General features: G+C 59.9%; 18 protein-coding genes. 11 read left to right on the forward strand and 7 right to left on the reverse strand.

What is annotated here, in order from left to right:
• The first annotated feature begins 28 nt into the window (after positions 1-28).
• From PSH64_RS29980 to PSH64_RS29990, 3 genes are read left to right on the forward strand one after another with little or no spacing between them, the layout of a single operon-like run.
• The gene (locus PSH64_RS29980; protein WP_305479423.1) at positions 29-652 is read left to right on the forward strand and encodes an FMN-binding negative transcriptional regulator; all 624 of its coding nucleotides are present in this window, start codon (positions 29-31) and stop codon (positions 650-652) included.
• Between the two features lie 9 nt (positions 653-661).
• Entirely contained in the window at positions 662-1,108 is a 447-nt protein-coding gene (locus PSH64_RS29985) for a GNAT family N-acetyltransferase (protein WP_305479424.1), read from the forward strand.
• 17 nt (positions 1,109-1,125) lie between these two features.
• Positions 1,126-1,797, forward strand: a complete 672-nt coding sequence (locus tag PSH64_RS29990; RefSeq protein ID WP_105342454.1) for a GNAT family N-acetyltransferase — start codon at positions 1,126-1,128, stop codon at positions 1,795-1,797.
• Positions 1,798-1,914: 117 nt separating this feature from the next.
• Here the strand turns inward: PSH64_RS29990 and PSH64_RS29995 are convergent, their stop codons facing one another.
• On the reverse strand, positions 1,915-2,814 hold the full coding sequence (locus PSH64_RS29995; RefSeq protein ID WP_105342456.1) for a homocysteine S-methyltransferase family protein: 900 nt from the start codon (positions 2,812-2,814) through the stop codon (positions 1,915-1,917).
• A gap of 112 nt (positions 2,815-2,926) precedes the next feature.
• On the opposite strand from PSH64_RS29995, the gene PSH64_RS30000 reads away from it, so the two are divergent.
• From PSH64_RS30000 to PSH64_RS30010, 3 genes are all read left to right on the forward strand, one after another.
• Positions 2,927-3,748, forward strand: coding sequence for an ABC transporter substrate-binding protein (locus PSH64_RS30000; protein WP_305479425.1), 822 nt, complete (start codon positions 2,927-2,929; stop codon positions 3,746-3,748).
• Complete coding sequence (locus tag PSH64_RS30005) at positions 3,745-4,578, forward strand: amino acid ABC transporter permease (RefSeq protein ID WP_105342463.1); 834 nt, start codon at positions 3,745-3,747, stop codon at positions 4,576-4,578. Before PSH64_RS30000 ends, PSH64_RS30005 begins: the two co-directional genes overlap by 4 nt.
• Positions 4,579-4,828: 250 nt before the next feature.
• A complete protein-coding gene (locus PSH64_RS30010; protein ID WP_305479426.1) occupies positions 4,829-6,352 on the forward strand; it encodes an autotransporter outer membrane beta-barrel domain-containing protein in 1,524 nt (507 codons plus the stop codon).
• Positions 6,353-6,586: 234 nt separating this feature from the next.
• Here PSH64_RS30010 and oadA read toward each other — a convergent pair whose 3' ends face one another.
• Together oadA and PSH64_RS30020 are read right to left on the reverse strand one after the other, a co-directional pair.
• Positions 6,587-8,395 carry a sodium-extruding oxaloacetate decarboxylase subunit alpha gene (oadA, locus tag PSH64_RS30015; RefSeq protein ID WP_105342466.1) on the reverse strand — a complete coding sequence of 603 codons (1,809 nt, stop codon included), beginning with the start codon at positions 8,393-8,395 and terminating at the stop codon, positions 6,587-6,589.
• An 11-nt stretch (positions 8,396-8,406) separates the two neighbouring features.
• Entirely contained in the window at positions 8,407-9,822 is a 1,416-nt protein-coding gene (locus tag PSH64_RS30020) for an acetyl-CoA carboxylase biotin carboxylase subunit (RefSeq protein ID WP_105342468.1), read from the reverse strand.
• A gap of 190 nt (positions 9,823-10,012) precedes the next feature.
• On the opposite strand from PSH64_RS30020, the gene PSH64_RS30025 reads away from it, so the two are divergent.
• Positions 10,013-10,975 carry a LysR family transcriptional regulator gene (locus tag PSH64_RS30025; RefSeq protein ID WP_007934452.1) on the forward strand — a complete coding sequence of 321 codons (963 nt, stop codon included), beginning with the start codon at positions 10,013-10,015 and terminating at the stop codon, positions 10,973-10,975.
• On the opposite strand, the gene PSH64_RS30030 is transcribed toward PSH64_RS30025, so the two are convergent.
• The 3 genes from PSH64_RS30030 to PSH64_RS30040 all read right to left on the reverse strand — a co-directional run bounded on the left by PSH64_RS30030 (position 10,917) and on the right by PSH64_RS30040 (position 15,256).
• Positions 10,917-11,129 (reverse strand): PA3496 family putative envelope integrity protein, encoded by a 213-nt coding sequence (locus tag PSH64_RS30030; RefSeq protein WP_305479427.1) that lies wholly within the window; start codon positions 11,127-11,129, stop codon positions 10,917-10,919. The two genes, PSH64_RS30025 and PSH64_RS30030, sit on opposite strands and share 59 nt — an antisense overlap.
• A 251-nt stretch (positions 11,130-11,380) precedes the next feature.
• A complete protein-coding gene (hexR, locus tag PSH64_RS30035) occupies positions 11,381-12,247 on the reverse strand; it encodes a transcriptional regulator HexR (RefSeq protein ID WP_003187110.1) in 867 nt (288 codons plus the stop codon).
• A gap of 135 nt (positions 12,248-12,382) precedes the next feature.
• On the reverse strand, positions 12,383-15,256 hold the full coding sequence (locus PSH64_RS30040) for an EAL domain-containing protein (protein ID WP_305479428.1): 2,874 nt from the start codon (positions 15,254-15,256) through the stop codon (positions 12,383-12,385).
• A 257-nt stretch (positions 15,257-15,513) separates the two neighbouring features.
• Here PSH64_RS30040 and uvrD point away from each other — a divergent pair, with 257 nt between their 5' ends.
• From uvrD to PSH64_RS30055, 3 genes are all read left to right on the forward strand, one after another.
• Entirely contained in the window at positions 15,514-17,697 is a 2,184-nt protein-coding gene (uvrD, locus tag PSH64_RS30045; RefSeq protein ID WP_105342475.1) for a DNA helicase II, read from the forward strand.
• A 288-nt stretch (positions 17,698-17,985) separates the two neighbouring features.
• Complete coding sequence (locus PSH64_RS30050; RefSeq protein WP_105342478.1) at positions 17,986-18,858, forward strand: Tim44 domain-containing protein; 873 nt, start codon at positions 17,986-17,988, stop codon at positions 18,856-18,858.
• 135 nt (positions 18,859-18,993) lie between these two features.
• Entirely contained in the window at positions 18,994-19,401 is a 408-nt protein-coding gene (locus PSH64_RS30055) for an SMI1/KNR4 family protein (protein ID WP_007934432.1), read from the forward strand.
• Positions 19,402-19,422: 21 nt separating this feature from the next.
• Here the strand turns inward: PSH64_RS30055 and PSH64_RS30060 are convergent, their stop codons facing one another.
• Positions 19,423-21,186: a cation:proton antiporter gene (locus PSH64_RS30060; protein WP_105342480.1), complete on the reverse strand. Its 1,764-nt coding sequence runs from the start codon at positions 21,184-21,186 to the stop codon at positions 19,423-19,425.
• Between the two features lie 204 nt (positions 21,187-21,390).
• Between PSH64_RS30060 and PSH64_RS30065 the strand changes: the two genes are divergently transcribed.
• Positions 21,391-21,873 carry an acyl-CoA thioesterase gene (locus PSH64_RS30065; protein WP_003229693.1) on the forward strand — a complete coding sequence of 161 codons (483 nt, stop codon included), beginning with the start codon at positions 21,391-21,393 and terminating at the stop codon, positions 21,871-21,873.
• Positions 21,874-21,967 lie beyond the last annotated feature (94 nt).

The following is a 21,967-nucleotide window of genomic DNA, read 5'->3' on the forward strand; positions in this document are numbered from 1 at the left end:
ATGGAGGCATTCGCCAAGGAATTTTTCCATGTACAACCCCAGCGGCTTTGCCATCAAAGAATTGTCCGAACTGCAGCAACAGATACTCGGCACCCGTCTCGCCATGGTGGTCACCCACGGCGAGCAAGGCCTGCAAGCCAGTCATCTGCCGCTGTTATTCAATCCCGAACAGGGCCCCAATGGCACTCTTTATGGCCACTTCGCCCGGGGCAATCCTCAGTGGAAGGAACTGCAGAACGGTGCCGAAGCGCTGGTGATTTTTGCCGGTGCCGATGCGTACGTCAGCCCGGGGTTTTACCCGAGCAAAGCCGAGCACGGCAAAGTCGTGCCGACCTGGAACTACGTCGCCGTGCACGCTTACGGAACAGCCGACGTGTTCACCGATGCCGATCGCCTGCTCAACCTGGTCAGCGCGCTGACTGATCGCCACGAAGCAAGACGCGAGCAACCCTGGAAAGTCGCCGACGCGCCCGCCGACTACATCGACGGCATGCTCAAGGCCATCGTCGGTTTTGCCCTGCCGATACAGCGCCTGGAAGGCAAACGCAAACTCAGTCAGAACCGCAGCACCGCAGACATCGCTGGCGTGCGCGAAGGGCTCGCCGCCAGTACCGATGTACACGATCAGGCCCTCGCCCACTTGATGCGTTAAGGAATGAACATGAGTCAGATTGAAATTCGCCAGGTCAGTGCCGACGATCACGCCGCCTGGCTGCCGCTGTGGCAAGCCTACCTGCGCTTCTACAACACCGAATTGCCAGATGCAGTCACTGACAGCACCTGGCAGCGCATGCTCGCCCCCAATGAACCGACCCATTCGGCGTTGGCGTGGGTCGATGGCAAAGCAGTCGGCATGGTGAACTTCATCTACCATCGCTCGAACTGGAGCATCGAAAACTCCTGCTACCTTCAAGACTTGCTGGTAACGCCGCAAACCCGAGGCACCGGCATCGGCCGCAAGCTCATCGAATTTGTGTATGCCACCGCCGAAGCGGACGGTTGCTGCAAGGTCCACTGGCTGACCCACGAAACCAACGCCACAGCGATCCAGCTCTACGAGCGCATCGCCGAACGCCCCGGTTTCATCCAGTTTCGCAAAGCCCTTTAAGGTTCAAGGAGAACACCATGTCGACTTCACTCGCAAACTGGAAAGGTGTCCCGGCACCATCGGTTCAAACCCTCGAAGGGCGTTTCATCCGCCTGGAAAAACTCGACCCGGCGCGTCACGCCGATGGTTTGTGGAAAGCCCTCGAAGGCCCGGGCTCGGACCCGAAACTCTGGGACTATTTGCCGTACGGTCCTTTTCCGGAGCGCAGCGCGTTCAACGATTGGCTGAACAACCATGCGGCCAACAGCGATCCGTATTTTTTCAGCGTAATCGATCGTGTCAGCGGCGACGTGCAGGGCCTGCTCAGCCTGATGTCGATTGTCCCGGCTCAGGGTCGCATCGAGATCGGTCATGTGACCTTCGGCGCGCCAATGCAGCGCTCGCCGAAAAGTACCGAGGCGGTTTACCTGCTGGCCAGGGAGTGCTTTGCCCTGGGTTACCGGCGCCTGGAGTGGAAGTGCAACAACGGCAACGCTCGCTCCAAGTACGCGGCGGAGCGGCTGGGATTCAGTTTTGAAGGGGTATTCCGTCAGCACATGGTGGTGAAGGGACAGAACCGGGATACGGCGTGGTATTCGATTCTGGATTCGGAATGGCCGGCGATTGGCGCGGGGTTCGAGCGGTGGTTGAGCGATGAGAACCAGACGGAGTCGGGGCAGGTGAAGACGCTGGCGGAGTGCCGCAAATAAATTGTCGTCTGGTTGGACGTCTTCGCGAGCAAGCCCGCTCCCACAGGGTTTTGGACTGGCCACAAAACTGTGATCAGGTTCCAATCCATGTGGGAGCGGGCTTGCTCGCGATTGGCATCACGCCAGTTTCTGTGCGAGCACCGCAATATGCTCCGGCCCGATCCCGCAGCACCCGCCCAAATGGCTGGCTCCCCTCTTCTGCCAGTCAGCCGCCCAAACCAGGTAACCCGGCGGGTCCAGATCGTCGCGTAGCGGGTCCAGGCCATCGTTGGCCGTGGCTTCTTTCGGTTGCGGCGGGAAGGCATTGGCGTACGCGCCGATGTGAATCTTCACCCCCAAACGCTGGAAGGTTTCCCGTGCCGCATCAATCGCCGCACCGATCACTTCCGGCTGGCTGCAGTTGAACAACAAGGTCTCGACACCCAGTTCAGCTGCGACCGCAGCGGCCTCAGCCACTGGCTCACCGGAGCGCAAACGCGGCACTTCGTCCGTGTCTTCATCCTTCAAGGTAAACGACAGCCACAACGGCTTTCCGTCCTTCGGCAGACCAGCATGAATCGCCCGCGCCTCAATGATCGAGCTCTGGGTTTCGGCCAGCCACAGGTCGACATGAGGCGCCAGGCCATTGACCAGAGGGGTCAGCAGCTCAGTCACCCGGGCAGCATCGAACAGATCGGGACGGTAGGAGCCGAACAACGGCGGCAATGAGCCGGCCACCCGCACGGGTTGGCCTGACGCATCGACCGCACGACGGGCCAGTTCGCCGGCCAACGCCGCAAGGGCCTGGCCTTCAGCGGCGAAACGCTCTTCGCCAATGTGGAACGGCACCACCGCGTAACTGTTGCTGGTGATCACGTTGGCACCGCTTTCAATATAAGCCGCGTGCACTGCCTCCACGGCTTGCGGCGCCTCGCTCAAGGCCAGCGCCGACCACTCGGGTTGGCGGAACGGCGCCCCCCGGCGTTGCAGCTCGCGACCCATGCCGCCATCCAGAATTACCGTGCTGTCTGCGCCCATATGCTTTTCACTCATAAGCTTATGAAAATAACTCACTATCAGAGTCGTTCTTATAACTATTTAATACGCACCATCCGGTTAATAACAACCTCTTTTTTTTCAGGGATCAACTGTGAAACTTAAACCGCTGCTGGCCCTGGGCCTGACGATTCTGGCTGCCTCCACCCAAGCCTTTGCAGGCGCCACCCTGGATCGCATTGAACAGAAGAAAGAACTGGTCGGCGTGTTGATGGAAAGCTATCCACCCTTCTCGTTCCTCAACGATCAAAACCAGCTCGACGGTTTCGATGTCGATGTGGCCAAGGCAGTGGCGGACAAGCTGGGCGTCAAGCTGCGCCTGGAAACGCCATCCTGGGATGTGATCGCGGCCGGCCGCTGGAGCGGGCGCTATGACATCTGCATCTGCTCCATGACCCCGAGCAAGGCCCGCGCCGAAGTCTTCGACTTTCCGGTCGAGTACTACGCCTCCCCCGCCGTGATCGTGGTCAATGCCAAGGACGACAGCATTCACAGCGCCAAGGACCTGAGCGGCAAGAAAGTCGGCCTCACCAGCGCCTCCAGCTATGAAAGCTACCTGAACAAAAACCTGGTGATCGAAGGCGCAGAAGACACCCAATTGCAGTACCCGTTCGAGAACGTGCAAATCGCGCCATATGACACCGACAACGTGGCGTTCCAGGATCTGGGCCTGGGCGCTGGCGTGCGTCTGGACGCAATCCTCACCAACCTGGTGACCGCGCAGCCGCGCCTGAACGAAGATACGCGCTTCAAACTCGCCGGCCAGCCGCTGTACTCGGAGCCGAACTCGGTGGCCATCGAAAAAGGCGACCCGCAGTGGGACGCCAAAGTGCGTAATGTGTTTGCCCAACTGAAGCAGGACGGCACCTTGAGCAAGCTGTCGCAAAAATGGATCGGCGCCGACATCAGCAAATGACTTCCTTCCCCAAACCTCCTCAGCCGCCGCAACCGGTGGCTGAGTCATTACTGCAAAGGGTCTTCGGCTTTCGTACCCGGCTGTACCTGACCTGGGCGGCGATGTTCGGGTTGTTTGCGAGTTTCTTCCTGAGCTTCGACCTGAAGTTCTCGATCATCCTCGACAAACTGCCGAACCTGATCGGCCTGCACCTGGCGCCCAACGGCTTTCTGCAAGGCGCGGCGCTGACGCTGTTTTTGTGCCTGTGCTCGATCGTGGCTTCGTCGTTGCTGGGCTTCGTCACGGCCCTGGCCCGGCTGTCAAAAAGCGCCGTGGCGTTCGGCATCGCAAGCTTCTATGCCTCGTTCTTTCGCGGCACGCCGCTGCTGATCCAGATACTGCTGATCTACCTCGGCTTGCCGCAATTGGGCATCGTGCCGGGCGCCATCGCCGCCGGCATCATCGCCCTGTCGCTGAACTACGGCGCGTATCTGAGCGAAATTTTCCGCGCCGGCATCCTCGGCGTTCCCCATGGCCAACGCGAAGCATCGCTGGCCCTGGGCATGCGCGAAACCGTGATTTTCTGGCGCGTCACCCTGCCCCAGGCCATGCGCGCCATCATCCCGCCCACCACCAACCAGTTCATCTCCATGCTCAAGGACTCGTCGCTGATCTCGGTGATGGGGGTTTGGGAAGTGATGTTCCTGGCGCAATCGTATGGGCGTTCGAGCTATCGCTATATCGAAATGCTGACGACGGCGGCGGTTATTTATTGGCTGATGTCGATTGGACTGGAGCTGATTCAGGCGCGGATGGAGCGGCATTATGGGAAGGCGTATGTGAGCCGGTAAGAGCTGCCGAGAGCTGCGATCCTTTGATCTGCGGCAGATGCGTTTTTGCCGGTGCGCTAGCCCCCATGTCTTGATTCGCTGTAAGAAAAAGCGTCCAGCTCGAATGGGTAAAAAACAGCCGCTCTCAAGCGGCTGACTATTTTCCACCCAACCTGCCGACAACCCCCGCAAGCCCGCCGGAAGCGGCTGACATCGGCACCTATAGCCCCCCTTTTAGAGTTTGGCCTCCAGTCAAAAGAGGCCGTACTCGATGCCCGTTCAACACAAATACAAACCCCACCACCTTGTTCTGGCCATTGCACTTGCAGTTGGTTGTGCAGAGTTTTCGCTGGCCCAGCAACCAGGGCTTCAAGTCGATGCTAATGCAAAACCCACCAAAACCCGAAAAAGAACAGCCAAACCTGTAGCCCCCACTGGCCATGTGCTCGAAGAGGCCACCGCAAGCGCTTCAGCGCTTTCGGTCGAGGGTACAACCACACTAAGTAATGCAAGTTTGAATGTTATTGGTCTTCCCGGTAACGACACTCAAAGCACCGCCCACACCGTGCTGAATACCGGAACGGTTGAAGGTGAGTCCGGACAAGTCACCAACAATCTGGCATTCATGACGCCGAAGGCTTCCTATAGTGACACTCAAGTGGCGCCGACCCGCAACGACGTGCCGCTCGAGACGGCTGCCACCTCTGCCAGCGGGCAGGCCCTGGCCCGCAGTGTGGACACCTCCAAGACCATGACCGCCAACGCTGCCATCAACGCGCTGCTGGCCAGCAACAAAGCCACTGCCGCCATCGCCATTGAACAATTGACCGCAAGTAGCAACGCCAACCTCGCAAACGCCACGTTAAGCAGTGTCAGCCCCGTCAGCGCCAGCATGCTCTCCGCCATGCACCAGTTGGATAACGGCACGGGCGCTATTTCCAACAAGGCTCCACGCGTTGCCACTGGTAGTGAAAACAGCAGTCGCGTCTGGCTTCAGGCATTGGGCCATGGCGGCAAAGTCGAGAACGACTTCGACAACACGCTGAAACATTCCACCCAAGGCCTGGTTCTGGGCGCCGACTGGCGGCTCGATCAGCAATGGCATGCCGGGGTGATGGGCGGAAAATCACAGACGCAACTCGATGCCCGGCAATTCGATGGCGACCTCGACAGTTGGCATCTGGGGGCTTATGCGGTGCGTCAGGATGGTCCATTGGCGCTGCGTCTCGGTGCTACCTACGCCAGCCATGAAGGCAGCAGCAAACGTCGGGTTGCGTTCAACGGATTCAGCGACCGCCTCAAAGGCAGTTATGACGCCAACACCCAGCAGGCTTTTGCCGAAGCGGGCTTCAATCTGGGCAGCAACAATGTGACCATCGAGCCATTCGCCAGTGTCGGTTATCAACGCTACCAGCGTGAAAAACACACCGAAAAAGGAGGGGATGCAGCGCTGAAAGTCCATGGGCAAACCCAGGACAACTTCAGCAGCACCTTCGGCCTGCGCGCGGCGAAGCTGAACACTCTGGACAACGGCATGCGCCTGACGCCGCGATTCAGCGCCGGCTGGATACACATCTATGGCGAGCTCGACAGCGAAACGCGCCAACAGCTGGTCAAGGGCGGGAAACGTTTCGATGTCGCCGGGGCAGCGTTTGATCGCGACAGCCTGTCGCTTGATGCCGGGCTCGACCTGGGACTCTCGGCCAACCACACGCTGGGCGTAGGTGTCACTGGAGAGATCGGCACTGACAGTCGCAATCATGGCGTGATGGGGCAGTGGCGGATGGCATTCTGACGAAATTGCCTCGTCCTCACTGATTCAGCACAGTTCCTTGTGGGAGCGTGGCTTGCCCGCGAAGAATGCACCGCGGTTTTTCAGGTATTACGCGTCATCGTTCTTTGCGGGCAGCCACGCTCCCACAGGTTCTCCTTTAGCTTACCGGCATTGGGGAAAGCCCAAACCCCGGGCGAAAAAAAAGGGGAGCACATGCCCCCCCGAGGTTTAAAGCGGTATATCGAGGCTGTTAACTCAGCCTTCGATCTCGATCAGGATTTCACCCGGGTTCACCCGGTCGCCCTTGGCCACGTGGATGGCGGTGACTTTGCCGGCGATGGCCGACTGGACTTCGGTTTCCATCTTCATCGCCTCGGTGATCAGCACGGCCTGGCCGGCTTTCACGGTGTCGCCTTCCTTGACCAGCACGTCGACGATGTTGCCGGGCATGGTGGTGCTGACGTGGCCCGGTGCCGACGCTTGCTTGCGCTTGCTGCTACCGCCGCTGACGAATTCGTTGAGCGGTTCGAACACCACTTCTTCCGGCATGCCGTCGATGGACAGGTAGAAGTGGCGCTTGCCTTCAGCCTTGACGCCCACACCAGTGATGTCGACGCGGTAGGTTTCGCCGTGGACGTCGATGACGAACTCGGTCGGCACGCCTTCGCCACCGGCCGAGGCGACACCGCCCGCCTCAGGAATCGGCAGCAGCACTTCTGGAGTCAGGGTGCCGGCTGCGCGTTCTTCGAGGAACTTGCGGCCGATGTCCGGGAACATGGCGTAGGTCAGCACGTCTTCTTCGGACTTGGCCACAGCGCCGATTTCGGCACGCAGTTTGGTCATTTCCGGCTTGAGCAGGTCGGCCGGACGCACGTCGATCACTTCTTCGCTGCCGATTGCCTGGCGACGCAGTTTCTCGTTCACGGTGCCCGGCGCCTTGCCGTAGCCGCCTTGCAGGTAAAGCTTCACTTCGTTGGTGATGGTCTTGTAGCGCTCGCCGGCCAGCACGTTGAAGAACGCCTGGGTGCCGACGATTTGCGAGGTCGGAGTCACCAGCGGCGGGAAGCCGAGGTCTTCGCGAACACGCGGGATTTCGGCCAGCACTTCGCTCATGCGGTTCAGGGCGCCCTGCTCTTTCAGCTGGTTGGCCAGGTTGGAAATCATCCCGCCCGGCACCTGGTTGACCTGCACACGAGTGTCGACGGCAGTGAACTCGCTTTCGAACTGGTGGTACTTCTTGCGCACGGCGTAGAAGTACAGGCCGATTTCTTGCAGCAGCTCCAGGTTCAGACCGGTGTCGAACTCGCTGCCTTTAAGGGCGGCGACCATCGATTCGGTGCCCGGGTGGCTGGTGCCCCAGGCGAAGCTGGAGATCGCGGTGTCGATATGGTCGGCGCCGTTTTCGATGCCTTTGAGTTGGCACATCGCAGCCAGGCCAGCGGTGTCGTGGGAGTGGATGAACACCGGCAGCGACTGCTCGGCTTTCAGTGCCTTGACCAGTTCGCCCGTGGCATACGGGGTCAGCAGACCGGCCATGTCCTTGATCGCCACCGAGTCGCAACCCATGGCTTCCATTTGCTTGGCTTGCGCCACGAAAGCCTCGATGGTGTGCACCGGGCTGGTGGTGTAGGCGATGGTGCCCTGGGCGTGTTTGCCGGCCGCTTTCACCGCTTCGATGGCCACGCGCAGGTTACGCACGTCGTTCATCGCGTCGAAGATGCGGAACACGTCGATGCCGTTGACCGCGGCCTTGGCAACGAAGGCTTTGACCACATCATCGCTGTAGTGGCGGTAGCCCAGCAGGTTCTGGCCACGCAGGAGCATTTGCAGGCGTGTGTTGGGCAACGCGGCGCGCAGTTGACGCAGACGCTCCCACGGGTCTTCTTTCAGGAAGCGTACACAGGCATCGAAGGTCGCGCCGCCCCAGACTTCCAGCGACCAGTAGCCGACTTTGTCGAGCTTGTCGCAGATCGGCAGCATGTCTTCGGTGCGCATGCGGGTGGCGAGCAGCGATTGGTGGGCGTCGCGCAGGATTGTGTCAGTTACATGGATCTTCTTGGACATTGTCATATTCCTCACAGGCCTGCGTGGGCGGCGATGGCGGCGGCGATGGCCAGGGCCAGCTCTTCGGGTTTGCGCTTGATCGAGTAGTTGGTCAGTTCAGGGTGGCTTTCAACGAAGCTGGTATTGAACTGGCCGCTACGGAATTCCGGGTTACGCAGGATTTCCTGGTAGTACGCGGCGGTGGTCTTGACCCCTTGCAGACGCATGTCGTCCAGGGCGCGCAAGCCACGGTCCATCGCCTCTTCCCAGGTCAACGCCCAGACCACCAGTTTCAGGCACATCGAATCGTAGAACGGTGGAATGGTGTAGCCGGTATAGATCGCTGTGTCGGTGCGCACGCCGGGACCGCCGGGCGCGTAGTAACGGGTGATCTTGCCGAAGCTCGGCAGGAAGTTGTTTTTCGGGTCTTCGGCGTTGATCCGGAATTGCAACGCGAAACCGCGGTGCTGGATGTCTTCCTGTTTCACCGAGAGCGGCAAACCGGACGCGATGCGGATCTGCTCGCGAACGATGTCGATGCCGGTAATTTCTTCGGTGATGGTGTGTTCCACCTGCACCCGGGTGTTCATCTCCATGAAGTACACCTCGCCCTCGGCGAGCAGGAACTCCACGGTGCCGGCGTTCTCGTAACCCACGGCCTTGGCTGCACGCACCGACAGGTCGCCGATGTAGGCGCGCTGTTCCGGGGTCAGTTGCGGGCTCGGAGCGATCTCGATCAGCTTCTGGTTGCGACGCTGGATCGAGCAATCACGCTCAAACAGGTGCACCACGTTGCCGAAGCTGTCGCCGAGGATCTGCGCTTCGATGTGTTTCGGGTTTACGATGCATTTTTCCAGGAACACTTCCGCCGAACCGAACGCCTTGGTGGCTTCGGAAATCACTCGCGGAAAGGCTTGTTCGAGTTCTTCGCGACTGTTGCAACGACGAATGCCGCGGCCGCCACCACCGGAGGTGGCCTTGAGCATTACCGGATAACCGATACGGTCGCCTTCGGCCAAGGCCTCTTCGATGCCCGACACGTTGCCTTCGGTGCCCGGGGTGACCGGCACGCCAGCCTTGATCATGCTGCGGCGTGCTTCGGTCTTGTCGCCCATGCGGCGAATGACTTCAGCCGATGGACCAATGAATTTGATTCCGCGTTCAGCGCAGATGTCTGCCAGCTCGGCATTTTCCGAAAGGAAGCCATAGCCGGGGTGCAACGCATCGCAACCGGTTTCCACCGCCAGGTTCACCAGCTTGCGCGGGTTCAGGTAACCGGCCAGTGGCTCGGCACCGATGCTGTGGGCCTCGTCCGCACGCTTCACATGCAAAGCATGACGGTCGGCGTCGGAATAGATCGCGACCGAGCGAATGCCCATCTCGGCGCAGGCGCGCACGATTCGTACGGCAATCTCACCACGGTTGGCAATCAGGATCTTTTTTATCACTTGGAGGTTCCCTTGAGCCGGTGGCACCCACGACCCGATTAGACAGGTCGACGCGTGACCAAATGTTTCAATTCAGTCGCAGCTCCACACTAGCTCTCGCAAGGGATTAACAAAAATGAATAATAATTGGGTCGTGCATAAGTAAAGACTTATAGTTGAGCCATCGGCCTTCGCTCAGGATTTATAGAAAATGCGTAAGTCATTGATGCGTATGACATTGCGTCAATTGCAGATCTTCAATGAGGTGTGCGACTTAAGGTCCTACAGCCGCGCCGCCGACGAAATGTCTCTCACACAACCTGCCGTGAGCCTACAGATTCGTCAACTCGAAGAGCTGATCGGTCAGCCCTTGTTCGATTATGTCGGCAAAAAGCTCTACATGACCGAGGCGGCCGAAGCGCTACAGCGCGCCAGCCGGGACATTTTCGGGCGCCTGGAGAACCTCGATATGCAGCTGTCGGACATGCAAGGCTCATTGCAGGGCCAGCTGAAACTGGCGGTGGAATCCAGCGCCAAGTATTTCGTGCCGCACCTGTTTGCCGCTTTCAAGCGTCAGCACCCGGAAGTGAACCTGCACCTGACGGTGGTCAACCGCGGCCAGGTTATCCGGCGCCTGTCGGATAACCGCGATGACCTGGTGATCATGTCGATGGTCCCCCAGGACATGGGGCTGGAATTCCTGCCGTTCCTCAACAACCCGATAGTAGCCGTGGCGCCGCCGGATCATCCGCTGTGCCACATGGGGCCGTTGCGCTTGCAGGATCTGGAACCCTACACACTGCTGTTGCGCGAACCCGGTTCCGGCACGCGACTGGCTTGCGAGGAGTATTTCAAAGAGAAGCGCGTGCACTTCACCCAGACCCAGGAGGTCGCGTCGGCGGAAGCTCAGCGTGAATGCGTGCTGGCGGGTCTGGGCCTGGCGCTGTTGACGCGCCATGCCCTGAACCTTGAATTGGCGACCGGCGCCCTGATTGAGCTGCCGGTCGAAGAACTGCCGCTGCTGCGTAGCTGGTGCCTGGTGCAGGCCAAGGCCAAACGGCTATCGCCGGTGGCCCACGCATTCCTTGCGTTTATCCGCAGCGAACGGGCGCAGATCAGCGCGCTTGTTGAGCGTTTCGACGGGAAGTTGCCGGTGCTGCCTGCCAGTAGTTGAGTTCGAGGCCGTCAGGAAATTCACCGATTTCGGCCAGAAGCTGGCGGCGTTCGCAGCGATCTTCAATGGCGCGGCGAAATTCCATGCGGCGCTGGTCTTCTTGCTGACGACGGGTTTTGACGGCGCTGTTGCGTTCTTCGTAGGGCTGGGCCATTTCGAGTCTCCCAAGGCGAGTACGGGAGTTTCAAGATAGGCGCGGGGGATGACGGTTTGGCGGCGGGAGGGTTACAAGGTTGTGAACATTGCCATTGATTGTGGTGTTTTTGCGGCCGTCTTCGCGAGCAAGCCCGCTCCCACAGTGGATCTGCGATGTTCGCACTTCTTGTGCAACACAACCGATCAATGTGGGAGCGGGCTTGCTCGCGAATAAGGTCGGAACGACCTTCCGCCAATGTCAGATCAGAATCAATCGTCCAGCGCTTTCACCGACTTGGGTGACAACCGCAAACTGCGAAGGCTGCGTTTGACGCTTTTGAGGTGATTGACCAGGCTTGGCCCACGGGCCATGGCCACGCCCATTGCCAGCACATCAATCACCACCAGGTGCGCAATACGCGACGTCAGCGGCGTGTAGATTTCGGTGTCTTCGTGCACATCGATTGCCAGGTTGACGGTCGACAGTTCGGCCAATGGTGTCTGGCTCGGGCACAGGGTGATCAGCGAGGCGCCGCTTTCGCGCACAAGATTGGCGGTGATCAACAGGTCCTTTGAGCGACCGGACTGGGAAATGCAGATCGCCACGTCGGTCGGCTTCAAGGTCACCGCCGACATCGCCTGCATGTGCGGGTCGGAATACGCCGCCGCGGTCAGCAGCAAACGGAAGAATTTGTGCTGGGCATCAGCCGCCACCGCACCGGACGCACCGAAGCCGTAGAACTCGACACGCTGGGCCTGTGACATCGCGGTCACGGCTTTCTGCAACGCCACCGGATCGAGTTTCTCGCGAACTTCCATCAGGGTGTGCAAGGTGGTGTCGAAGATTTTCAGGCTGTAATCGGCAACCGAATCGTCTTCATGAATCGCGAATTGCCCGAAGCTCGCGCCGGCCGCCAGGCTCTGCGCCAATTTAAGCTTCAAATCCTGGAACCCGGAGCAGCCGATGGCGCGGCAAAACCGCACGATGGTCGGCTCGCTGATGCCCACGCTGTGGGCCAGGTCGGCCATGGAACTGTGCATCACCGCCGCAGGATCAAGCAGCACGTGGTCGGCGACCTTGAGCTCCGACTTGCGTAACAGGTGGCGTGACTGGGCGATGTGTTGCAGCAGATTCAAGGGGCTGGACTCTTTGTCATTGGCAGGTGCCGGGGATGTAGCACGCTTGTAGTTATACTACATGAATCGGCTTTTTGCCTGCTCAATGCGTAACTCAATATCCCCGTTTCACGCGACATATGCTCCATGTAGCACCTACGAGGTTTTTTCGTCCGCGCGTAACAGCTCGGCCAGGTCCGCGGCCTCAACCGGACGGCTGATCCAATAGCCCTGCACTTCATCGCAGCGCTCGGCCTTGAGGAACTCCAGCTGCTCCGGTCGTTCGACGCCTTCAGCCACCACTTTCAGTGACAACCCGTGGGCCATCGCAATAATCGCCCGGGTGATCGCCGCGTCCTCGCTGCTCTCTCCCAGACCACGGATAAATGCCTGATCGATCTTCACGTAATCCACGGGGATGCGCTTGAGGTAGCTCAGCGACGAATACCCGGTACCAAAATCGTCGATTGCCAGCTTCACCCCAAGGTCGCGCAACTGCTGGAAGGTCGCGATGATGTGCTCGACGCTGTCCAGCAACTGGCTTTCGGTGAGTTCCAGTTCCAGGTAGTGCGGTGCCAGACCAGTCTCCTCCAGCACCTGGCGCACGAGGCTAACCAGTTTCCCCTGACGCAATTGATGCACCGACAGATTGACCGACACCCGAATCGGCTCAAGTCCCTGACGCTGCCATTCACAGGCTTGCCAACAGGCCTGTCGCAAAACGAACTCGCCGATAGCGTTGATCAGGCCGATTTCCTCGGCCAGACCAATGAAATCCCCCGGCGGCACTCGGCCCAGGGCTGGGTGATCCCAGCGCACCAACGCCTCGGCGGCATTCAGCCGGCCGGTGGCGAGGCAGAGTTTCGGTTGATAAAACACCTTCAGTTGCTTTTCTTCGATGGCTTTGCGCAACTGGTTCTCAAATTGCAAACGCTCGAGCGTGCTGGCTTGCAGGCTGTCGGTGTAAAACTGGAAGTTGTTGCCGCCCAAGTGCTTGGCATGCTGCATGGCCATGTTCGACTGGCTGACCAGCGCGGATATCTCCCGCGCGGTGTCCGGCAACAGGCTGATGCCCATGGACGCGCTGACCACCAGTTCATGTCCCTCGACGGTGATCGGCAAACGCAACTTGGTCGACAATCGGGTCGCCACCCGCGCCAGGCTCGACAGATTGCCGTAGGCATCGAACAGCACCGCAAATTCATCGCCGGACAACCGGGCGATGGTGTCGGCTTCCGGCAGCGCATTGACCAGGCGGCGGGCCATTTTCTGCAACAGTTGATCGGCGATTTCGTGGCCGAGGCTGTCGTTGAGCAGTTTGAAGCGATCCAGATTGATGTGCAGCAACGCCAGGCTGCGCCGACCGCCCTGACGCACCCGCTGATGAGCTTCTCGCAGCCGCTCGCGAAACAACGAACGGTTGGCCAGCCCAGTGAGCTCGTCGTAATGGGTGAGGTAGCGCATGCGTTCTTCGGATTCACGCCGAGCGGAAAGATCGGCGAAGAAGCCAACGATATGGCTGACATTTCCCCGAGCATCACGTACGGCATTCAGTTGCAGCCATTGCGGATACAACTCGCCGTTCTTGCGGGTTTCGACCAATTCACCCTGCCAACTACCGTGCTGCTCCAGCGCCTGACGAATCGCTGCGTAATGCCGACGGGCATCGCGGCTGCAGGGCAAATCGACCACATTGCGCCCGAGCATGTCGTCGATTTCATAGCCGGTCACCCGACTGAAAGCCTGATTGACCGCGATCAGTGCGTAATTCGGGTCGAAAATCACGATGCCTTCGCTGGCGGCCTCGAATACCGTCGCCGCCAGTTGACGCTGCTCTTCCAGGCCCTTGCTGGCACTGATATCGCGACGGGTGCCGACCATGCGGATCACCCGGCCGTTTTCGCTGCGCTCGACCGCTCGACCGCGGTCCTCGATCCAGACCCAGTGGCCATCGCCATGTCGCACCCTGTACTCGATCTGATAATCCTCGGTGCGGCCCTTCAAATGCTCGACCAGCGCCCGCTTCAGCGCTGGCAAGTCGTCGGGGTGCAGCCTCGGTTTAAGGTGGCGGAGCATTGCCGTCACGTATTCCGGCTCCAGCCCGAACAACTCCTGAAGCTGGGTGTGATGGACTTCGTCGGTCTGCAGGTTCCAGTCCCACAAACCGAGCTCGCTCGCCTTTAACGCCAGCGCCAGCCGCGCTTCGCTCTTGCTCAAGGCCTGATTGGCCGCGTCCAGCTCCAGACTGCGCAGGGCGACCCGATTTTCGAGGTCGACCTGGGTTTCGCGCAATTCGTCTTCGGCGCGGCGACGCTGGTCGATTTCCCTGGCCAGTTCGTGATTGAGCTGATCGCTGCGACTTTGCGCCTGCTGCAAGTGTTCGATCAGCGCCTGATTTTGAAAGCGCCGCAGCAACCCTTGGTCGATCAGCCTATTGACCTGCCAGGCGACCACGCTCAACGAGCCCAGTAGAATCAGCCCGAACCAGCCCCAGCCCTGCTCTTGTTCATCGCCGCCCCAGAACAGATAGCCGATGGCTGGCAACAGACAAGGCAAGGTAAAGGACAGAAAAGCCGGCAGGCTGACCGCATAAGCAACGCTGGCCGAGAGGGCCGCGGCGCCGATCAGGCCGAACACCCAGGCCTGCTGCATGAAATTGTCAGCGGGCACCAGTGCAATGCCGGCACCGGCCAGAGTCAGGCCAGTCATCGCCGAACCGAGCAGGAACATGCGACGCCAGATCGGATGGGCCTGACGGTTGGGAATCGCCGAATCGAAGGCCGCGACCTGAATCACCCGCAACGCCACCAGCGACAATAACCAGATCAGCCAGACACTGACCACGAAGTAGCGCTGTGGGCTCCAGAGCAACCCGGCGCAGACCAGACCGTTGATCAACATGAATAGCGTCGGCAAGAGTGAGCCCTGATACAGCAGACGCGTGCGTTCGACCGCCATCTCCATGGCGTACTGTTTGCGGATAGCCCGAGGCTCCACGGAGGGGCCCGACAGGTCGGAGCTGAGGGTCATAGGCGATGTTCTTGTTCTTATAATGAGCAGGTGAGCCCGAATTGGGGACCGAGCATACACAAGCAGATGCCCGGACCAAACTGCCTCAAGTCATAAAATAGACGAAAGTTTAAGCCAACCGCACCGACGCAAAAGCCGCCAGACGAGCCCCGCCCATGCGTGCAGCCAATGACCGACCGGTCGTCATCGGTGCTTCTTTCATCGGCTAATGCAAAGCTCGGTTTGCCCGGTGTGACGGCGCACCCTAGAATGCCCCGATGCGCGATGATCTCTCCCTTCTGCTGAACTCCCTCAACGATGCCCAACGCCAGGCCGTAGCTGCCTCCGTGGGTCGTCAGTTGGTCCTGGCCGGTGCTGGCTCCGGTAAAACCCGAGTGCTGGTGCACCGTATCGCCTGGTTGATCCAGGTCGAAAACGCCTCGCCCCACTCCATTCTGTCGGTGACCTTCACCAACAAGGCCGCTGCCGAGATGCGTCATCGCATCGAGCAGTTGATGGGTATCAACCCGGCCGGCATGTGGGTCGGCACCTTCCACGGCCTGGCACACCGCTTATTGCGGGCGCACTGGCAAGAAGCCGGCCTGAGCCAGACCTTCCAGATTCTCGACAGTGACGACCAGCAACGGCTGGTCAAGCGGGTGATCCGTGAACTGGGCCTGGACGAGCAACGCTGGCCCGCCCGACAGGCCCAGTGGTTCATCAACGGGCAGAAAGACGAAGGTCTGCGGCCGCAACATATCCAGGCCAGCGGCGATCTGTTCCTGGCGACCATGCGCAGCATTTATGAAGCCTACGAGGCTGCATGCCTGCGCGCCGGCGTCATCGACTTCTCCGAACTGCTGCTGCGCGCCCTCGACTTGTGGCGCGATCATCCGGGCCTGCTCGCCCATTATCAGAAACGCTTCCGACACATTCTGGTGGACGAGTTCCAGGACACCAACGCCGTGCAGTACGCCTGGTTGCGTCTGCTGGCCAAGGGCGGCGACAGCCTGATGGTGGTCGGCGATGACGATCAGTCGATCTATGGCTGGCGCGGCGCGAAAATCGAGAATATCTATCAGTATTCCGACGATTTCCCGGATGCCGAGATCATTCGTCTGGAGCAAAACTACCGCTCCACCGCCGGGATCCTCAAGGCTGCCAACGCCCTGATCGCCAACAACACCGGGCGCATGGGCAAAGAGCTGTGGACCGATGGCGGCGAAGGCGAAGCGATCAATCTGTATGCCGCGTTCAACGAACACGATGAAGCACGCTACGTGGTGGAAACCATTGAAAGCGCGCTGAAAACCGGCTTGGCTCGCAGCGATATCGCGATTCTGTACCGTTCCAACGCCCAATCGCGCGTTTTGGAAGAAGCCTTGCTGCGCGAACGCATCCCGTACCGCATTTATGGCGGTCAGCGCTTCTTCGAACGGGCAGAAATCAAGAACGCCATGGCGTACCTGCGTTTGCTGGAAGGTCGTGGCAACGACGCAGCCCTGGAGCGGGTGATCAACGTTCCGGCCCGTGGCATCGGCGAAAAAACCGTCGAAGCGATTCGCGATCATGCGCGCCACAGCGACGTGTCGATGTGGGAAGCCATGCGTCAGCTGGTGGCCAACAAGGGCCTGACCGGTCGCGCTGCCGGCGCCCTTGGGGCGTTTATGGAGCTGATCGAGAACCTCGCCGCCAAGTGCATGGAAATGCCGCTGCACCTGATGACCCAAACCGTCATCGAGCAATCGGGGCTGATTGCCTACCACCAGGCGGAAAAAGGCGAGAAAGGCCAGGCCCGGGTAGAAAACCTTGAGGAACTGGTCAGCGCCGCGCGCAACTTCGAAAACCCGGAAGAGGACGAAGAACAGTCGCCGCTGTCGGCGTTCCTCGGTCATGCCTCGCTGGAGGCCGGGGACACCCAGGCCGATGAGCACGAAGACAGCATTCAGCTAATGACTCTGCACAGCGCCAAGGGCCTGGAATTCCCTTACGTGTTCCTGGTGGGCATGGAAGAAGGCCTGTTTCCGCACAAGATGAGCCTGGAAGAACCCGGGCGTCTTGAAGAAGAGCGTCGTCTGGCCTATGTCGGTATCACTCGGGCGATGCAGAACCTGGTGCTGACTTATGCAGAAACCCGACGCCTGTACGGCAGCGAGACCTACAACAAGGTGTCGCGTTTCGTACGTGAAGTGCCGAAAGGTCTAATCCAGGAAGTACGACTGTCCAACAGCGTCAGCCGTCCGTTCGGTGGTGGACAGCAGCAGAGTTCCAGCAGCCTGTTCGGCGGCAGCGAGATCCCGGACACTGGGTTCAGCCTCGGCCAGACTGTGCGGCACTCGGTGTTCGGCGACGGCGTGATCCTGAATTTCGAAGGCGCCGGCGCTCAGGCGCGGGTGCAGGTGAACTTCAGCGAAGGCAGCAAGTGGCTGATGCTGGGTTACGCCAAGCTGGAAGCGATCTAAAGCCCGCCAGTGATTCAATGTGGGAGCGGGCTTGTTCGCGAAGGCCGCAACGCGGTTTGTCAGGAACACCGCGTTATCGTTCTTCGCGAGCAAGCCCGCTCCCACAGGACTCATCGTCCTACAGAACTTATCCACTCCTCCTACAGACCAAAGTTAACAGGCCCTATTGCGCTGACTGAAGCTGAACAGAACCTGTCAGGCAAAAGCCCGAAACACTCTGCCGCTAGCCAGTGACACTTCAGCTGTGCAACATGGCGCGCGTGCCATCCACAAATGGGAATTCCCTTTATGAAACGTTTTCTTAGCATCGCCATGGCGTTGTGCATCGGCCTGACGATGAGCCTGGACGCCAACGCCAAACGCTTTGGTGGCGGCAAGAGTGTCGGCGCTGCGCCGACTCACCAGACCAGCCAAATGGCTCCTTCTTCTCCTGGCGTGGGCGGCGCAGCCGCCACTGCCGGTGCGGCCGGTGCCGCTGGCGCTGCCGCCAAGGCCGGCGGTGCTTCGCGCTGGCTCGGCCCTCTGGCCGGTATCGCGGCCGGTGGCCTGCTGGCCTCCATGTTCATGGGCGGCGGCTTCCAGGGCATGCAGATCTTCGACATCCTGATCATGGCGGTCATCGCCTTCCTGATCTTCCGCTTCATCGCCGCTCGTCGTCGCAAGCAGCAGGAGCACCTGGCCCCGGCCGGCGCGCCGATGCAACGTGAAGTGTTCGAGCAGAAGCCCGCCATGGGTTCGATCTTCGGCGGTTCGGCTGCACCTGCTGCCGCTCGTCCGGTGATCAATGCTCCAGCCTGGTTCAACGAAGAGCGTTTCGTCGAAGCGGCCCGCAACCACTTCCAGTCCCTGCAGCAACATTGGGACGCCAACGAAATGGACAAGATCGCCGAGTTCGTGACCCCGCAGTTGCTGGAGTTCCTCAAGCGCGAACGTGCCGACCTGGGTGATGGCTTCCAGTCGACCTACATCGATAACCTCCATGTTCAGCTGGACGGCGTTGATGACCGTGCAGACAAGACCATCGCCACCCTGACCTTCAGCGGCGTGTCGAAGACCTCGCGTTTCGACCAGGGCGAAGTGTTCAGCGAAAGCTGGAACATGGAGCGTCCACAGGGCGAAAACCAGCCTTGGCTGGTAGCGGGTATCCGCCAGAACGCCTGAGTCGTCTCGCGTTAAACCTGTTGCAATAAAAACCCCAGCCCAGGCTGGGGTTTTCTATTTCACGGTTGCATCTATAGCGAGCTACTGTATAAACCGCCCAACTTAACCGCGCCATCAAGCAAGAGGATCCCGGACGTGGAAGAAATCATCGAACAACTGCGTGAAGCCAACGAACCGGTACCGGTCCCCTTGGAGTTGCCCGACGAAGATCTGCTGGTAGAAATCGAAGAACAACTGTTCATCGATATTCCCTTCGTATTCAGAGAGTTCCTGCTGACCGTCAGCGATGTGGTCTATGGCAGCCTGGAGCCGGTGACCGTCACCGACCCACAATCCCACACCTATCTGCCGGATGTTGCCGCCAACGCCTGGGATGCTGGCGTTGATCGCAGCCTGATCCCGATCTGCCAGGACGGCGACAACTACTACTGCGTCGAAGAAGACGGCACGGTGGTGCTGTGGCTGGCCGAAGAAGAATTGCTCGCCGAAGAAACCTGGGAGTCGGTCTGGCACTGGGCGCGGGACGTCTGGCTGGAAAGCTGATCCGTGTGATCCGCTACGAGGTCAATGCCCGGACGAATCCTTGTGGTTGTCCAGGGTTTCCAGCAAGGCCACCTGCATCCGCGTATGCACGCGGATGAACCAGCGCCAAAGCAGCGCCGCCACGGCGGCCGCAACGACGGCGATGAGCACCAGCAACTTGTTGGTCGGCAGAATACTGGCCGACAAGGCTGCCAATAGCAGGAAAATCACCAGCAGCGAGAGGATCGGGATCACTTCGGCGATCACCCGACGCACTCGCTGTGTGTGGCGGCCAGCCATCTCCGCCTTCACTCCCATTTCTGCCAGCAGCATCGACAGCGCCTTGAGCTTGCGATAAGCCGCGATCAGGAACGGCAGCGACAACAGCAATGCCCCGCCCCAGATCAACGCTTTCTGCCAGCTCGGGTCGCTGATCCAGTCCTGCAGGTAAACGGACATGCGCGCGGCGAAGAAGGCGCCCGATAGAAAGATCGCAACCACCAGCGCCAAATTGACCCCCACCTGCAACAGAATCCGCCGAATCATCGACGCCAACAGCGCGCCCTCACCCTGCGGCTGGATGCTGCGCAGCCATTCGCCATACATCCCCAGCACGCGGCTCAGACGCTGCGGCATCACGGCAGCAAGCTTGATCGACAGCGGATCGGCCGCGCGGATCAGATAGGGCGTCAGCAGCGTGGTGATCACCGAGACGGCCACAGCCACCGGATAGAGAAAGCTGCTGGTGACCTGCAGCGTCATGCCCAGCGCCGCGATGATGAAAGAGAATTCGCCAATCTGTGAAAGCCCCATCCCCACGCGCAGTGAGGTGCGTCCATCATTGCCGGCGATAAACGCGCCGAGGCCGCAGGACAGCATCTTGCCCAGCACTACGGCCACAGTGATCACCGCAATCGGCCAGGCGTATTGCAGCAGAATCATCGGGTCGAGCATCAGGCCGATGGCGACGAAGAAGATCGCACTGAACAAGTCGCGAACCGGCTCGATCAGCTGCTCGATCTTCAGCAGTTGGCGTGATTCGGCCATGATCGCGCCGATCAGGAATGCGCCGAGGACCATGCTGTATTCAAGTTTGACCACCAGCAGGCAGAAGCCGAAACACAGGCCCAGCACGGTGATCAGTAGCATCTCGTTGCTTTCGAATTTCGCCACATAGGCCAGTAGTCGCGGCACCAGCAGGATGCCGATGACCAGTGCGACAATCATGAACAGGGAAAGCTTGCCGACCGTGGAAAACACTTCGCCGGAACTGACGGTGCCGCTGACCGCGATGCTCGACAGCAGCGCGATGATGCCAATGCCGAGGATGTCTTCGACGATCAGAACGCCGAAGATCAATTGCGCAAAACGCTCGTTCTTCATTTTCAGATCGTTGAGCGCCTTGACGATGATGGTGGTCGAGGAAATCGCCAGGATCGCGCCGAGGAACAGCGAGTCCATGGTATTCCAGTCGAACCAGCGGCCGATTTCGTAGCCGATCCAGATCATCAGGACGATTTCCAGGAAGGCCGCGATAAACGCCGTGGCGCCGACCTTGAACAGCTTGCGCAGGCTGAATTCCAGCCCCAGGCAGAACATCAGGAAAATCACCCCGAGCTCGGCGAGGGTCTTGATGGTTTCTTCGTCGTGAATCAGGCCGAACGGCGGTGTGTGCGGACCGATGATGAAGCCGGCGACGATGTAACCCAGCACCACCGGTTGTTTGAGACGGTGAAAGAGCACGGTCACCACACCCGCGATCAACATGATCACTGCCAGATCCTGAATGAAACTGATGGCATGCATGGTGTGTGGCTCCTGGCGGACGGGCTTTTGAAGGGTAACACCGCGACTTCCGGCGGGAAGACGGTGCAATATATGGAAACAGATCGCTTCGGGCGTGACGGCGGCCCCCCGCCCGGCGTCCCGATAACTGTTGGTTTGAAAAACACCGACAAGCACCCACAGAGGTGTGACCCCGAAACCCTGCCTTGAACCCGTGAGTACGTTATGGAACCCGGAAACGCCCAGCTGTCGATGACGGTATTGATGACCCCCGACATGGCCAACTTCTCTGGCAATGTCCACGGCGGCACCCTGCTCAAATACCTCGATGAAGTGGCCTACGCTTGCGCCAGCCGGTATGCCGGCCGTTACGTGGTGACCTTGTCGGTAGATCAGGTGATCTTCCGCGAGCCGATTCACGTCGGCGAGTTGGTGACCTTTCTGGCCTCGGTCAACTACACCGGCAATACCTCGATGGAGGTGGGCATCAAGGTCGTGACCGAGAACATTCGCGAGCGCTCGGTGCGCCATACCAACAGCTGCTTCTTCACCATGGTCGCGGTGGATGACCAGCGCAAACCGGCCGCCGTCCCGCCGCTGCAACCGCAGAACAGTGAGGATAAGCGTCGATACATGCAGGCCCAGCAGCGTCGGCAGATTCGTCAGGAGCTGGAAAAGCGCTATCAGGAAATCAAGGGCGACGCCTGAGCAGAAAGTTATCCCGCGCTCTTCAGACCGCTATCGCGAGCAGGCTCGCTCCCACAGGTACAGCGATAACTCTGTGGGAGCGAGCCTGCTCGCG

This window comes from Pseudomonas sp. FP1742 (assembly GCF_030687145.1).
Classification (GTDB): Bacteria; Pseudomonadota; Gammaproteobacteria; order Pseudomonadales; family Pseudomonadaceae; genus Aquipseudomonas; species Aquipseudomonas frederiksbergensis_D.

Bases quoted from the DNA above. Each gene is read 5' to 3' on its own strand.
- PSH64_RS29990 (WP_105342454.1), top strand. From the start codon at position 1,126: ATGTCGACTTCACTCGCAAACTGGAAAGGTGTCCCGGCACCATCGGTT.
- PSH64_RS30060 (WP_105342480.1), bottom strand. From the start codon at position 21,186: ATGCATGCCATCAGTTTCATTCAGGATCTGGCAGTGATCATGTTGATC.
- PSH64_RS30010 (WP_305479426.1), top strand. From the start codon at position 4,829: ATGCCCGTTCAACACAAATACAAACCCCACCACCTTGTTCTGGCCATT.
- PSH64_RS30040 (WP_305479428.1), bottom strand. From the start codon at position 15,256: ATGACCCTCAGCTCCGACCTGTCGGGCCCCTCCGTGGAGCCTCGGGCT.
- PSH64_RS30050 (WP_105342478.1), top strand. From the start codon at position 17,986: ATGAAACGTTTTCTTAGCATCGCCATGGCGTTGTGCATCGGCCTGACG.
- PSH64_RS30030 (WP_305479427.1), bottom strand. From the start codon at position 11,129: ATGGCCCAGCCCTACGAAGAACGCAACAGCGCCGTCAAAACCCGTCGT.
- uvrD (WP_105342475.1), top strand. From the start codon at position 15,514: ATGCGCGATGATCTCTCCCTTCTGCTGAACTCCCTCAACGATGCCCAA.
- PSH64_RS30025 (WP_007934452.1), top strand. From the start codon at position 10,013: ATGCGTAAGTCATTGATGCGTATGACATTGCGTCAATTGCAGATCTTC.
- PSH64_RS29980 (WP_305479423.1), top strand. From the start codon at position 29: ATGTACAACCCCAGCGGCTTTGCCATCAAAGAATTGTCCGAACTGCAG.
- PSH64_RS30005 (WP_105342463.1), top strand. From the start codon at position 3,745: ATGACTTCCTTCCCCAAACCTCCTCAGCCGCCGCAACCGGTGGCTGAG.
- oadA (WP_105342466.1), bottom strand. From the start codon at position 8,395: ATGTCCAAGAAGATCCATGTAACTGACACAATCCTGCGCGACGCCCAC.
- PSH64_RS29995 (WP_105342456.1), bottom strand. From the start codon at position 2,814: ATGGGCGCAGACAGCACGGTAATTCTGGATGGCGGCATGGGTCGCGAG.
- PSH64_RS30065 (WP_003229693.1), top strand. From the start codon at position 21,391: ATGGAACCCGGAAACGCCCAGCTGTCGATGACGGTATTGATGACCCCC.
- PSH64_RS29985 (WP_305479424.1), top strand. From the start codon at position 662: ATGAGTCAGATTGAAATTCGCCAGGTCAGTGCCGACGATCACGCCGCC.